This window comes from Actinomadura hibisca NBRC 15177 (assembly GCF_001552635.1).
Lineage (GTDB): Bacteria > Actinomycetota > Actinomycetes > Streptosporangiales > Streptosporangiaceae > Spirillospora > Spirillospora hibisca.
Genome location: NZ_BCRO01000077.1, coordinates 78,386 through 90,901, shown reverse-complemented (window position 1 = coordinate 90,901; position 12,516 = coordinate 78,386). Strand labels below are relative to the sequence as shown.

Below are 12,516 nucleotides of genomic sequence, written 5' to 3'. Positions count from 1 at the left end.
GTCAGGTCTCGCTTTCGTCGGCTCCTAGGGCCTTGCCGGTGAACACCAGGCACTTGACCTGTGCCCCGGCGATACGTCGTTTGAGCTTGTAGGGCGGGGTCTGCTTGGAGGCGGGCGGGTACTCGTGCAGCGCGCCCATCTCCCGCCACGTCGGTAGCACCGCGTCCAGTTCGTACCCGGCGCGCTCCAGGGCGTCGTTGACCTTCTCGGGCATCAGCGCCACGGCGTTGGAGTCGCCGTCGGCCTCGGTGCGCACGCCGATCCAGCCGCCGGCGGCGGCGTGCCCGTCGGGCCGGTAGAGCCGGTCGGTGTTGGTGGCGATGTACTCGGCGACCACTTCCAGGGCCAGGGCGGCGCGGTTGTCGCGGGGATCGTTGGCCACGAACAGCGAGGTCCACACGTGGTGCTCGGGCGGGGGAAAGGGCACCAGGTTCCAGGTGTGGGCCAGCTCGGCGGCCAAGCGGAGGGCTGCCACCAGGGGTGCCCGGCGGCGGGCCAGGTCGCTGGCGTCCTGGCGGTGGGCGGCGGTGTAGTCGGCGTGCCGCGCCTGCAGCCAGGCCGGGCCGTGCTCGCCGACGTAGGCGCGCAGGTGGCCGACGAAGGCGGGCCCGGCGTGCCCGTAGTTGGCGGTGACCCCGTCCCGGAACTTCTGCGCGTCCGATCCCGAGTCGGGAGCGTTGCCGAACGGTGCGCCCTGCAGGTCCAGGACGCGGGCGGAGATGCCCTGGTGGGTGGCGAACGACAGCGCCGAGCGCTCCCCGGTGGAGATCACGACGGTGCGCCAGCGGTAGGACTTCCACTCGCCCATGCGGGCTTTCCCCTGGTTCTGGGTGATCTGGTAAAGCGCGTGGGAGACGTGCTCGGGGCGCTCGGCGGTCTGGGTGTCGTCGAACAGCACCGGCACCCCGTTCCCCGCCAGGTTCAGACGGGCCTGGTAGGCGGTCTTCGTCGCGGCCCAACTGGTGATGGCCCCTGCGGTCTCATCAGGGTTGGCCCAGCACGACAGCCCGGCCTGAGCCGCGGTGGTCTTGCCCGAGGTGGAGCGGCCGCCATAGTTCATCGTGAACGACCCCAACCCCAGCACCTCCAGCAACGGTGCCGCCAGCCCGGCGTACAGGGCCATGGTGGCCAGCGGGTAGCGCTCCAGGAGCTTGACGGCGTCCTTCCACGCCGACAGGGTGCCGCGCGGGTGGTGGGCCTCCAGGGCGCGCTGGAGTTGGTGGTCGACGCCGTGGATCTCATACGGGGCGCCCGAGGCGGTGACGAACTGGCCGTCGGCCTGCCAGCCCAGAGAGCGGGCGATGGTGACTTCGTCGATAACGTTGGTGTTGGTGGTCTCGGCGGCGGCCAGCCAGCGCTCGGCGGCCTTGGCGTCGGCCTCGGTCACCGGCAGCCCGAAGTTGCCCAGCTCCTTGACCAGCATGCGGCCGCTCTTGGCCTTGCCGCGTTCGATGATCCGTGACTGCCAACGGCCGCGGTTGAGCCACACCAGCTTGACCATCTGTTCTCCTTCAGGATCGGTGAACACCTGGGTGAGCGCCAGCGGGGCCCAGGTGACGCGCTCGGGGTCGCGGTTCCGGGCCTCGATCCAGATCCCGTCCGGCGAGATCGTGTAGGGCTCAGGGATCCGGTAGCCATCGGGCAGTGGGCAGCCCGGCAGCTCCCGGACGCTGGCCAGGCCCCGGTCCTCGGCGGCCGAGCTGGCGAGGGTGACGCCGTGCCGGACCAACCACTCGGTGGCGGCCGCATCGTCCAGGGGCGCGTCCTGGGCGATGCGCTCCAGGTCGGCCACCACCGACCGCAGCGTGCGGTCGTCGGGCGGGTCTTGGTCGGGGTAGGTGTCGCGCCATCGGTGACGGACCTCGGCGCACAGCTCACGCCGTCCGGCGGCGGTAAACCGAAACAACCGGCCATCACCGGAACCGGTGCTGGCGCTGGTACCGGGGCTGCGGGCATAAGGCCAGCCGCCGTGCTCGCTGCGACGCAGCTCTAGGTGCTGGCGCAGCAGGGCCAAGGCGCGCTCGGGCTTGGAGGGCTGCCGCTTGTCAGCAGGCTGATCAGAAGGTTGATCGGCGTTGTCGGTCGCTTCGGTGCCGGGCCGGTGTTGGTCGGCGTCGGGTGTGTGGGAGGCGTTGTGCTCTTGCTCTGCCACGTGCGACCCTCCTGTTAGAACGTGTGGTTCATGACGGGGCCCTCTACCTGTGCCGGGTTGGGAGGGCCCCGTCGCATGTGCGGGGTAGCCGATGGGTAAGCGGGGGCCAGTCTCTGTGGGAGGGCCTGGCCGGATGGACCACGAAGTGGGGCGCTGCAGGTTCTGCACGACCTCAGGGGATCGGTAGACGGCTGCTGAGCAGCACAAATCAAGCCCGTAAAGGGCTGGTGCGTGGGCGGGGATGAGGGGCGGGCGCCTGTTGGGGCCGGGCGGGCGGCGATGACGAGGAAGATCATGCATCGCTGTTCATCGCTGGGCAATCCGTGGGTGTCCACCGCTGACCGTGGGCGTTGACGCAGCGTGGCCGGGGTCGGGATGTTCGTGGTGTCCCGTTGGTTCCCGGTTGGTTTCGTTGGTTCTCGTGAGAGGCACTGTCACTCAAGGTCATCCCTGGGTGGGACGCAGATCACAGTCAGCTCTCAGGCGCTCGTGCCGGGTTCCGCGCGGGCGCGTTTTTAGTGCTGTGACTGGTCACACTGAGGTAGAGCCACAGGTCACGGCGTTTTGGCGGGATCGGGTGAGAGAGCGTGTGGCGGGGTCTGTGAGAGGTGCTGGTGGGGTTTGCGGGAGTGAAGAAAAGCCCGGACGGCGCGGGGCCGTCCGGGCATCGGAGTAGTGGTCAGTCCGTGTTGGCGTCGGGGTCGATCACATACACCTTGTCGGCGGGGGCATGGTCCAGGACCACGTCCAGCGTGGTCTTGTTCTGCCAGTCCCCCGGCGGCAGGGGCGCGATGGGCAGGGTGGTGCCGATGAGTTGTTCCACCAGGTCGGCCCAGGCATCCACGGCGGTGAAGTCGCCGGTCTTGCTGTCGAAGGCGGGCGGGGCGGTGATGACGCTGAGCTGGGGGTGCTGGCGGTAGATCCACGCCAGGCATTCCTCCCGAACACCCAGCGCGGCTAGCGGGCTGGTCGGGCGGCCGGTCAGATGCTCCACGATCGCGCCGAACTCGTTGCCTTCGACGGGGAAGCCGTGGGTGACGGCCAGCACCGACCGCAGGGGGAAGGAACAGGTGTTGGGAAGAGGGGGCATGGGCGTAGGCCTTCCTGGGGGCCGCGGTGAGCGGCGTGGTCAGGTGTCGGGGTTGGTGCGTTGGAGGAGATCGCCAAGTCCGTCGGTGGGCAGCAGGCCGCGGTCGATGGCGGCCAGTTCGGCGAACGCGGCGGCGAGTACCGCGCGTTGGGCGTTCAGGGCCTCGGGGTTGTCCTTGTTGGCCTTCTCGTTGTGCTCGCGCACCAGGCGCAGCAGACGGGCGGCCTCTTCCAGGTAGTCCATCCCCGAGGTGTTCCCTGGCAACGATCAGGCACGCGGGTTGTGGCCACGTCCGGTGGGGCGGCGGGCGCCGGGGCGGAGTTCGCGGCGGGTGCCGCGGCAGCGGGGACAGACGCGCATGGCGTGGCTGAACCAGGCCGAGTGCTGCAGGCCGGTGCCGTCGCAGCGGCGACAGGTCCGCAGCGGGTAGCGCAGGACCGAGATGGCGTACCCGATCCCCCACAACAGCAGGAGCAACAGCAGCAGGAAGACCAGGCCGCCGCCGCTGGTGGATTCGTGGGGCGCGGGGGTGGGCGTTGTCGTGGGGACGGGTGCGGTCAGGTGAGCGAGAACGGGCGCGGGCAGGGAGGGGGAAGGCATGGAGTCTCCATGTGGGAGGTGAGCGCGGTGGTCGGCGCGGGTGGCTCATGCGCGGCGGGATGCGGGGCCAGCGAGGGAAGCGCGTCCGCGTCCGCAGGAAAGGTGACAGGGGGTGATGGCGGGGCGGGGGCGGCAACTGTCTCGCCGGAACTGTCTCAACGGTCTCGTTCGGTGGGGTTTGTGGTGGGCTACGCGTGCGCGAGACGGTTGGTGAGACAGTTCGGCGATACGGTTGGCGGTACGGTTCGCCCCCGCCCGCCGATTACGGTGTGTGATCTTCGGGTGAGGTGTCGGGCAGGTGGTAGCGGGCGGCCTTGCCCTGACCGACGCGCATGATGACCCTCTTCTCGCAGAGCTTGCTCAGCCACCGGGACACCGTGGGGGTGGGCTTGCCCAGGTGCTCGACCAACTCGCTGCGGCGTGCTCCCTGGCCGTCGCGCGCGGCCAGGAACGCCAGCACGGCCTTCGAGACGAAGGCGGGCACGGTGGTGTCGTCCAGCGCCTTCTTGTTGGCGACCAGGTCGTCCAGCGGCGTGGGGGCGGACGGCGGTTCGGGCATGTTCTGCAGGTGCTTTTCGATCTCGGCGGTGAGCCCGTCGGCGGCCCGGGTGACGGCCTGATCGTCGGCGGGGTCGATGCCGAAGCTGCCGTCGCCTTCGCGCGGCGGCTGAGGCGTGGCGTCGGCGGCTGGGGCAGATGGGCGCGGCATGTCGGGCGACAGGGAGTGCGCGGCTGGAGGATCGCCGGCGGGCGGGTCGGTGAACGGCGGCTCGGCACCGCCGGACGGGGACGAGGGACGCGCCGCGGTTGTCACCAGGTGCCGTTGGGCGTAGCCGGGCAACTTGGCGGCGATGTCCGGCTCGATCTGGGCGTTGGAGCGGCCGCGGGCGGCCGACAGGGCGCGCACGGCGTCGAAGTCGCTCAGGTCGCGGACCCGGCCCACGTCCCAGGTGCCGCCGTCGCCGATGACCAGCGCGACCCCCTTGACGCCGGGGGCGTAGGTGGACATGTCGGGCAGGCCCAGGGTCTGCCATTCCTCGATGGTGCGGCCCATCTCCTTGCTGCTCCTGAGCCGCAGCACGATGGTGGTGGTGGCGTTGGCCTGGCCCTCCTTGGTGCCGGTGTGCTGGACGACGTTGCGCTGCCCGGCCCGCACCAGCACCACTCCGGCCGAGCGGCCGCGCCGGTGGATGTTGTCCAGGTAGGGCTTGGCCTCGTGGGCGATCTCGGACGTCATGCCGGTGAGGGTGTCCATCTCGTCCACGAACAGAAAGAGGATCGGCGCCTGGGGCGTGGGGACGTGGTTGCGTCCTCCAGAGGCCAGCGAGCGTTCCTCGATCACGGTGTCCACCCACTGCAGGATCTGCAGGGCCTTGTGCCGCTCGCCGATTCCGGCGTCGGCGTCCAGAACCTCGTGCCACAGGTGGGGGATGGTTCCCTTCCCCAGGTCGATGGCCAGGGGCAGGGCGTCGAAGCACTCGCTGACCTGCTCGACGAAGTTGGACAGCAGCACCGACTTGCCACCGCCGGTCCCGGCGAAGATGTCCACGTGCCGGGCACCGCCGTCGTCGTAGACCCACACCGCCAGGTCCTCGCCGGTCTCGGGCACGGTGCCCAGCACGAACGGGCCGTCGGTGATGGACCGGCATCCCTTGCCCGCGCTGGCCGGGGCCGTGGTGGCCGCTGCGTCGGCGATGGCGTCGCTGGTGGCCAGGGCAGGGTGGGGGACCTTCTCGGTCCAGGGGTCGCGTAGTTGCAGGGTGATCCACAGGATGCGGGCGTTGGAGTGCTGCCCGGTCAGCCGGACCTGGTCGACGCCGATGCCGTACAGGCGGGCGACCTCTTCGGCCAGGCCGCCGGAGATCAGGCGGCTGACGGCCGGACCGTCCGCGCCGACGTCGACCTTGAACCTCACCCCGACGTGGGTGGGTTCGGTCTTCAGGAGCCGTGATCCGGCCAGGTCGGTGGCGGCAGAGAGGGTTTCCCACTTGGCTTGCATGGCCTCCATGGCGCGGCGGTGCTGCAGGACGTCGGACCAGGTGTAGGCCGACCAGGTCACGGTGGCGGTGGCGGTGTAGGCCAGCAGGGTGGGCAGGTTGGTGATGCCGGTGTGGGCGGCGGTGGCCAGCCAGGCCGGGATACCGGCGGCGGTGGCCGCCAGCGTCGCCGAGTAGCGGACCGACTCGTGGCGCTTGTAGGTGGCCACCCAGGCCGCCAGCGCGGCCGGGGGCGCGAACGCGCCCAGCAGCAGCGCGTCGGAGGCGGCGTACTGGTGCGCCAGCTGCCCGACCGGGTAGAGGGCGGCCAGCCCGGTGCCCAGGCCGCGGGTATCAGGCGACTGCCGCACCCAGCCGAGGTAGGTGCGGCCGGCGGCGCGTAGCAGGCGGCTGACCGGGACGCGGCGGGGCTCGGCGTAGTAGTCGGCGGGCAGCGGCATCATCAGGTCGGTGTGGTCGGACCAAGAGCTTCGGCCACCGGTACGGCTGGCGGCGCGGCGGCCTTTGGCCGGGCGGCCGAAAGTGCGGCGGGACGAACGCGCCATAGCGGATCACTCCTTTGCGCAGGATGAGGAAACGCCGCTGCGCCGCCGGGGGAAGTCGGCGGCGCAGCGGCGTGACGATGGCGGGGACACGGATCAGGCGGTGCGGCGGCCCCCCAGGATGCGGATGCCGCGGGCGGCGATCTCGCGGGACTCCTCGAAGATGTCGGCGAAGGTGGCGGCCGCGCGGCGAGCGTTGGCTGCGCCGTCGCGTAGTGCCTCGGCGGCGACGGTCCACTGGGCGACGACCGGGGCGGGCATCTGCCGCGCGATCAGGTCGTCGCGATAGTCCTCGGCCAGGTCGGCCAGGGCCGCCAGCAGGTGAGCGATGCCCAGGCAGGTGGAGATGAACTCGGCGTCGCTCTCGGGCGGCTCGAACACCACCTGGTAGTGGCTGCGCTGTCGTCGGGGCAGGGGTGAGGGCACCAGGACCTCCCTTAGACGGTGGGAACGGCGGAACAGTGGGCGCTGCGACCTGGAGGAGGATCAGTCCGGGTCGCTGCCGGTGAACTTGATCCCGGCGGCCGCCAGGTCGATGGCCTCTTCGAAGACGACCTCGAACACCATCGCGCCGCGCTGCACAGCGGCCGACGCCTCGACCATCTCCTCACCGACCTGCTCCAGCGGGAGCGTGACGGCGGCGGGCATGCGGCGGATCATCACCTCGGCGGTGTAGTCCTCGACCGCGGCCGCCACGCCCAGCAGGAACTGCTGCAGGTCGGTGCTGGTCTCGATGAACTCGGCGTCGCTGGTGGGCGGGTCCAGGTTGATCGGCGGCCCGGCTGCCCAGATCCGGGCGTGCGCCCGACGCCGCTGCCCAGGCGGCGGAGGCGGCTTTGGCGGAGATGGCTTGGCGGGCGCCGGACCGCCAGCGGGTCGCGCGGCCGGTTGGGTCCGCGGGCTGGCCGCACCGGGATTCGTCGGCGGAACGGAGGGAGCACTGCCCGGGACGGGCGCGCCAGCTCTAGGACCAGGACTACCGAACAGCGGCGGTGGCGTGCCCTGCCTGCGCGGGGCCGCGCCGTTGGGCGTTGGCGCGTTCGCGGGCGGCGGGTTGCCGGGTCGGCCGCCGGTGCTTTGGGAGCGGCGGGCGAAGAAGGTGGTTCTGCTGTCGGGCGGACGGTTGTTCCACCGGCGTTCGGCGGTGTTGTGAGCCCAGCGCCCGGCCTGGCGGCCTTTGCGGCCTGCCGTGCGGCCGGTGCCGCGCGCCAGCTTCCCCAGCGCGCGGCCGCCCAGATCGGCGATGGCGTCGGGCAGATGCTCCTCGTCGGTGTGCGGAGCACCAGCCGACTTCCACGCCTTGACCAGAAGGGAGGAGTGCGGCTGGGCCCAGCCTCCAGCGCGGCCACCACGAGTACGCCGGGCCGGGCCGGTGGGACGGGCGGCGCGGTGCTGGCGGGCCGTATGCGCCGCGCCGGCGAACGCCGCGCCACCCAGGAACAGCAGTTCGATCACGACTCCTCCTCCGGTTGCGTGACGAGGGGACGGCCGAGGTCGTCGGCCGAGGCATTGTGAGGGGGCTGGCGCAGCTCGGCGACGGAGACGAACAGCACCAGCAGCAGGCACAGGCCCCACAGCGGGGCGGCAACCGCCCAGACCGGCCAGCCCAGCACCGCGTGCGCGGTGCCGGGCACGGCCAGCTGGACCGCCAGCGACCCCAGCGAGGGGCGATTGCGGCCCATCTGGACCGCGACCTCCCGCACCGCGGGCCGTTGGACAGCGGCGTCGGCGCCAGGAGCGCCGGAGTCCGGGCCGGGGCGGGTCATGACATCCACCCGTCCAGCTGGGTGGAGAAGTCCTGCAGGATCTTCACCAGCGGGGCGCCGATCGGCGTGGAGGCCGCCAGCAGACCCCAGGACAGCAGGACGAACGCGAGGAACGCGCCGATCTGCCGGGACCAGATCAAGATGATCAGGCCGCCGGTGAGCACAGCGAACAGGGCCATAAGAACCTCCAGGAAGAAGAGACCCCCAGAGCCGTGGCGGCTCTGGGGGAAGGGATGGGTCGGGGTGGATCAAGGGTGGGTCGGTCAGGCGGCGGTGTTGGCGTGGTCGTCGCGGATCTGCCTGACCAGGCCCAGGGCGGCGGGCTTACCGATGCGCATCGCGCGGCTCAGCTTCTCGGCGGGGATGTGCCGCCCGTGCTCGGCGCGGTACCGAGCATCCAGCTCGCGCGCCTGGTCAATGCGCTCCACAGGCGACACCTTGGCCGCCTTAGACCGGGCTTTGCCGCCGGTCTTGGACCCGGTCTTGGGGGCAGGTCCGGGCTTGGGCAGTGCGGGTGGGTCCGAGACCTCCTTACCGGCGTCGGAGGTGGGTGTGTTGTCGGCGGGCTGGACGGTGTCGGCGGACCGGTCCGGACCCGAGGGAGAGACCTGACCGGAAGGCGGGTCCGAAACCGGGTCCGGCGACAGGTCCCGGGTTGGGGCTGGCATCGGGCCCGCGACCGGGTTCGGGTCTGACGCGGTGGCCGGGGGCAGACCCAGGCGTGAGCGGAGGGCGGCGGTCGGCGTCGCGCCGGAGGTATGGGCCAGGGAGCCGGTGATGTCTCCGGTGGCCAGCTCCAGGCCGAACTTGTCGGCCAGGTAGGTCTGGACCTTGGCGGACTCGAACCCCAGCGCCACCAGCTCCTCCTCCGACCGGGTCCGCTCCGCCAGCGGCGGCAGAACCGACCCGGCGGTGGCCACCGGGCGAGCCGGGGCGCTGTGCCAGGGAGTGTCCACGGCCAGGTCGGCCAGGTCGACGGCGTGGTACAGCAGCGCGATCTGGGCCAGCAGCTCCTGCTGACGGACGGGGGCGGTGGCCAGGTGGGCGTGCTCGACGGCGGCGTCCATGGCCTTGTCCAGCCGGGCCAGCGCCCGCGCCAGGACACGCGGTTTGGCCTGGGAGGCTCGCAGGACGCGGACCTTCTTGGCCGCTTTGGCCAAGCGGGCGATGCGGCGGTGGACGTCGACGTCGGAGGCGGTGCGGCCGGTCGGTTCGGCGAGCCCGAGGCGGACCAGGAGGCGTTCGGGGGTGAGTCGCCAGTGGATGCGGGTGGTGTGGCCGGTGGCGTGGCGGCGGTCGGCAGCTAGGCCGCGTTCCCACAGCCAGGCGGCCACCAGCGGGGCGGCCAACCGGATCAAGGCTTGGCGGACGCCGTCGGCGTCGCTGGCCGCCAGCACTGCCGACAGCAGCGTGAACACCCACACCGCAACCCCGTCGATCCCGGCTGAGTGGGTGGCCGATTCGCGGACGTTGCGGCGGGCGCGCAGCGCGGAAGTGACCATGGCGACCTCGACGAAGGCGAACAGCAGCACCTTCAGCGGAGTCTTCAGGTCCAAGACGTCGCCGAAGAACTTCCACATGCCAGTGGCGGCCACACCAGTGGCCAAACATGCCGCCAGCACGGTGGTGACGTCCTCCAACCGGGCGCGGGGCACGGCGCGGGAGCTGGTCTCGGACCGGTCGGGGCGGGGAACGCGGCGAGTGCGGGCAAGGGTGCGCGATGCCCAGGCCAGCAGGGCCAGGGTAAGCAGTGCGGCCAAGCCGCCGCCGACCATCACGGTCAGGTCGGGGGCACGGGGAAGGTCGGGCAGCATCACAGATCACCTCTGATTCAGGTATGTGCGTGGTGACCAGCGCAGGCCTGGTCACCGCTGGTCGGGGTCGGGTTGGTGGCCAGTGGCGGTCGCGGGGGCGTCGCCGGGGCGCGTGGGTGGTACGTCATGGTTTGTCGGGGGGTCGGTGTGGAGTGAGGGAGCGCGGCCATGGGGGTTGCAGCGGATCAGCAGTCGTTGTTTGGACCCGATCCCGATGAGCCGCTGGCCAAGCCCGTCGGGCGGGGTCCGGTGGAGATGCGGGTGCTGATCACAGTGAAGGCCGCGCCGAACCCCTCGCAGGCCTACGGCGAGACGGTGTGCGTGGCCGGAATCCGGCTGGACACCGCGCGGCCGGCGTGGGTGCGGCTGTACCCGATCAACTTCCGGGCGTTGGAGGACGACAAACAATTCCGCAAGTACGACGTGGTGCGGTTGCGGGCCCGGCCCAGCCCTACCGACCCGCGACCGGAGAGTTTCCGGCCCGAGGTAGGCAGCGCGGTCAGCGAAAGCCGCCTGACGGGGTGGGCCAAGCGGCGGCCGCTGGTGGTGGACCTGGTGAACAAGTCGATGTGCCAGATCCAGCAAGAGGTCCGCGACGGGCGGCCGGGCAGCGTGGCGTCGATGGCGGCGGTCCGCCCCCGCAAGGTGCAGGGTTTGGAGCTGCAGCCGCATCCGGGGTGGAGCGCGGCCGAACAGCAGAAGATCGACGCCTATGTGCAGCAGCTCGCCCTGGATGAGGACGGGCCCCGCACGCCGTTGCAGGCCCCACGGTTCAAGGGCTGGTACCGGTACCTGTGCCAGTCACCCGACTGCAACGGCCACCGGCAGGGCCTGTACGACTGGGAGTTCGTGCGTCTGCAGCGCCGTTTGGCCGGGTTGGACGACGTCGAAGCGATGGGGCAGGTGCGAGCCAAGTTCCTGGAGATCATGTGCGCGCCGGAGCGGGACACGGTGTTCTACGTGGGCAACCAGCAGAAGCACATGGGCTCGTTCATCATCGGCGGCGTGTTCTACCCGCCCCTCTGACCGAGCCCCTGCCGCCCAAGCCCTGTATCCCCTGACCACGCAGGCCAGGGGATACAGGACCACAAGGAAGTAGGGGTCAGAGGCGTAGGCGGTCGTCGAGTGCGGAGTGGACGACGTCGCGGTGGCAGCGTTCCCGGTCGGCCTCGAAACACAGCAGCGCCACACGCCGGTCGGCCGCCAGCTCGGCGATCGAGGCCAGCCGCCGACGGGCGGGTTCGGTGTCGATGTGCGCGGCGTAACGGGCTTTGGCCTGGGCCAGTGTGGCGGGGTCGGCGGCGAAGCCGGGCCGGTTGTCCTTGGGGTTGCCCAGCTCGGGCATGTGCAGGTAGTCGATCCCGGCATCGGCGAGCGCGGCGGCCAGGGCGCGCTTGGAGAAACCGCGCTTGCGGGAGATCGGCGTCAACCGCACGTCCACCACCGTGCCGACCGCCTCGAAGGCCAAACGGGCCAGGAAGGAGTCCACGTCATGGCCCTGATAGCCCAGGCCGATCACCCCACATCGCTGGCCGAGACCTTGGATGGTGCGCTGATCGGGGTGCTCGTTGGGAGGCGGGTCGGGTCGGGGCATGGCGTTCACCCTTTCACCGGGCCGCCGGGCGGGGAACCGGTCCCCGCCAGTCGCGGCGCGTTCGTTACCCCGACCCCGACAGCACGGCTGGATTCACTCTCATGCGGGGTTGCGGGGCGGTCGCTCCAGGTCCGGCCGTCCAGCTCGCAGCCGGCAGCTTTCGAGGTGGGGCCACCCCACTGCTTGAAGAAGAACGGCACTCCGGCCGCCTGGCAACGATCGCGGATCTGGCGCACCCAGTCGGGGCGCATGGGGCGGTGGCCGGGGCCCGATTCGCCACCGGCGATGACCCAGCCGATGCCGTCCAGGTCCAGGCCGGGCAGCGGGCCCAGCAGCGGCTCACACGACAGGAACCGGACCGCCGCGGGGACGGCGCGCAGGTCGTCGACGCGGCGCAGGACGGCAGCGTTCTCGACCGACACCCCCATCCACAGGTTGGGCGGCCAGTCCAGGCGGTCGGCCAGCCGCCGCAGCCGCAGCGAGCGTTTGGTGAGGATCTGGTAGGTGTGCTGCGGAGTGTCGGCGATCACGGCGAAGACCTGCTGGATGAAGTCCAGCGGGACGCGGGCGTGCAGCAGGTCGGACATGGAGTTGACGAACACCATGCGTGGAGCGCGCCACCGGTAGGGCTGGGCCAGCGTGTCGGGGTGGACGGTGAGGGCGAAGCCGGGCCCGGAGGTGCGCGGGTCGCCGTCGGCCTGGTACTTGGCCGACCCCATCGCCTTCAGGCGGCGAGCCAGAGTCAGGGCGTAGCAGTTGGTGCAGCCGGGCGAGACCTTGTCGCAGCCGGTGGTGGGGTTCCAGGTCAGCTCGGTCCACTCGATCGCGGTAGATGTGGCCATCGGGAGGGTTTCCTTCCTTTGGTGGGGGCGGATGTTAGGGCGGATGCTGGCTCAGCCGCGTCTGGGTGCCCCTGCCCTGCTGGGGAACAACGGGTCAGAGGCACCCAGACGACGGGAAG

13 protein-coding genes are annotated in these 12,516 nt (G+C 71.1%); 1 reads left to right on the top strand and 12 read right to left on the bottom strand.

Going from position 1 to position 12,516, the window contains the following annotated elements:
• Window position 1 precedes the first annotated feature (1 nt).
• The 10 genes from AH6_RS46805 to AH6_RS31500 form a co-directional block, all read right to left on the bottom strand.
• A complete protein-coding gene (locus AH6_RS46805) occupies window positions 2–2,152 on the bottom strand; it encodes a DUF927 domain-containing protein (RefSeq protein ID WP_169807947.1) in 2,151 nt (716 codons plus the stop codon).
• Window positions 2,153–2,831: 679 nt separating this feature from the next.
• The gene (locus AH6_RS31540; protein ID WP_067487452.1) at window positions 2,832–3,242 is read right to left on the bottom strand and encodes a hypothetical protein; all 411 of its coding nucleotides are present in this window, start codon (window positions 3,240–3,242) and stop codon (window positions 2,832–2,834) included.
• Between the two features lie 39 nt (window positions 3,243–3,281).
• Complete coding sequence (locus AH6_RS31535; protein ID WP_067487449.1) at window positions 3,282–3,485, bottom strand: hypothetical protein; 204 nt, start codon at window positions 3,483–3,485, stop codon at window positions 3,282–3,284.
• Between the two features lie 24 nt (window positions 3,486–3,509).
• Window positions 3,510–3,842, bottom strand: coding sequence for a hypothetical protein (locus AH6_RS31530; protein WP_067487446.1), 333 nt, complete (start codon window positions 3,840–3,842; stop codon window positions 3,510–3,512).
• A 262-nt stretch (window positions 3,843–4,104) separates the two neighbouring features.
• Window positions 4,105–6,384 (bottom strand): hypothetical protein, encoded by a 2,280-nt coding sequence (locus tag AH6_RS46800; protein ID WP_067487443.1) that lies wholly within the window; start codon window positions 6,382–6,384, stop codon window positions 4,105–4,107.
• A 93-nt stretch (window positions 6,385–6,477) separates the two neighbouring features.
• A complete protein-coding gene (locus AH6_RS31520) occupies window positions 6,478–6,807 on the bottom strand; it encodes a hypothetical protein (protein WP_157431842.1) in 330 nt (109 codons plus the stop codon).
• Window positions 6,808–6,867: 60 nt separating this feature from the next.
• Complete coding sequence (locus AH6_RS44285) at window positions 6,868–7,836, bottom strand: hypothetical protein (RefSeq protein WP_157431841.1); 969 nt, start codon at window positions 7,834–7,836, stop codon at window positions 6,868–6,870.
• The gene (locus tag AH6_RS31510; RefSeq protein ID WP_067487434.1) at window positions 7,833–8,147 is read right to left on the bottom strand and encodes a hypothetical protein; all 315 of its coding nucleotides are present in this window, start codon (window positions 8,145–8,147) and stop codon (window positions 7,833–7,835) included. The genes AH6_RS44285 and AH6_RS31510 overlap by 4 nt, the downstream gene beginning before the upstream one ends.
• A complete protein-coding gene (locus tag AH6_RS31505) occupies window positions 8,144–8,326 on the bottom strand; it encodes a hypothetical protein (RefSeq protein WP_067487432.1) in 183 nt (60 codons plus the stop codon). Before AH6_RS31505 ends, AH6_RS31510 begins: the two co-directional genes overlap by 4 nt.
• 84 nt (window positions 8,327–8,410) lie before the next feature.
• Window positions 8,411–9,961 (bottom strand): hypothetical protein, encoded by a 1,551-nt coding sequence (locus AH6_RS31500; protein ID WP_067487430.1) that lies wholly within the window; start codon window positions 9,959–9,961, stop codon window positions 8,411–8,413.
• Between the two features lie 168 nt (window positions 9,962–10,129).
• Between AH6_RS31500 and AH6_RS31495 the strand changes: the two genes are divergently transcribed.
• Entirely contained in the window at window positions 10,130–10,987 is an 858-nt protein-coding gene (locus tag AH6_RS31495) for a DUF8757 domain-containing protein (RefSeq protein ID WP_067487420.1), read from the top strand.
• 76 nt (window positions 10,988–11,063) lie between these two features.
• On the opposite strand, the gene AH6_RS31490 is transcribed toward AH6_RS31495, so the two are convergent.
• Window positions 11,064–11,555, bottom strand: a complete 492-nt coding sequence (locus tag AH6_RS31490) for a DUF488 domain-containing protein (RefSeq protein ID WP_083983658.1) — start codon at window positions 11,553–11,555, stop codon at window positions 11,064–11,066.
• Window positions 11,556–11,560: 5 nt separating this feature from the next.
• Window positions 11,561–12,397 (bottom strand): DUF5131 family protein, encoded by an 837-nt coding sequence (locus tag AH6_RS31485; RefSeq protein ID WP_083983654.1) that lies wholly within the window; start codon window positions 12,395–12,397, stop codon window positions 11,561–11,563.
• Window positions 12,398–12,516: the final 119 nt, after the last annotated feature.

What these genes read in the sequence shown, in the direction of transcription:
- AH6_RS31495 (WP_067487420.1), top strand. Translation starts at nt 10,130, where the DNA reads ATGGGGGTTGCAGCGGATCAGCAGTCGTTGTTTGGACCCGATCCCGAT.
- AH6_RS31490 (WP_083983658.1), bottom strand. Translation starts at nt 11,555, where the DNA reads ATGCCCCGACCCGACCCGCCTCCCAACGAGCACCCCGATCAGCGCACC.
- AH6_RS31500 (WP_067487430.1), bottom strand. Translation starts at nt 9,961, where the DNA reads ATGCTGCCCGACCTTCCCCGTGCCCCCGACCTGACCGTGATGGTCGGC.
- AH6_RS31485 (WP_083983654.1), bottom strand. Translation starts at nt 12,397, where the DNA reads ATGGCCACATCTACCGCGATCGAGTGGACCGAGCTGACCTGGAACCCC.
- AH6_RS31535 (WP_067487449.1), bottom strand. Translation starts at nt 3,485, where the DNA reads ATGGACTACCTGGAAGAGGCCGCCCGTCTGCTGCGCCTGGTGCGCGAG.
- AH6_RS31530 (WP_067487446.1), bottom strand. Translation starts at nt 3,842, where the DNA reads ATGCCTTCCCCCTCCCTGCCCGCGCCCGTTCTCGCTCACCTGACCGCA.
- AH6_RS46800 (WP_067487443.1), bottom strand. Translation starts at nt 6,384, where the DNA reads ATGGCGCGTTCGTCCCGCCGCACTTTCGGCCGCCCGGCCAAAGGCCGC.
- AH6_RS31540 (WP_067487452.1), bottom strand. Translation starts at nt 3,242, where the DNA reads ATGCCCCCTCTTCCCAACACCTGTTCCTTCCCCCTGCGGTCGGTGCTG.
- AH6_RS31505 (WP_067487432.1), bottom strand. Translation starts at nt 8,326, where the DNA reads ATGGCCCTGTTCGCTGTGCTCACCGGCGGCCTGATCATCTTGATCTGG.
- AH6_RS31510 (WP_067487434.1), bottom strand. Translation starts at nt 8,147, where the DNA reads ATGACCCGCCCCGGCCCGGACTCCGGCGCTCCTGGCGCCGACGCCGCT.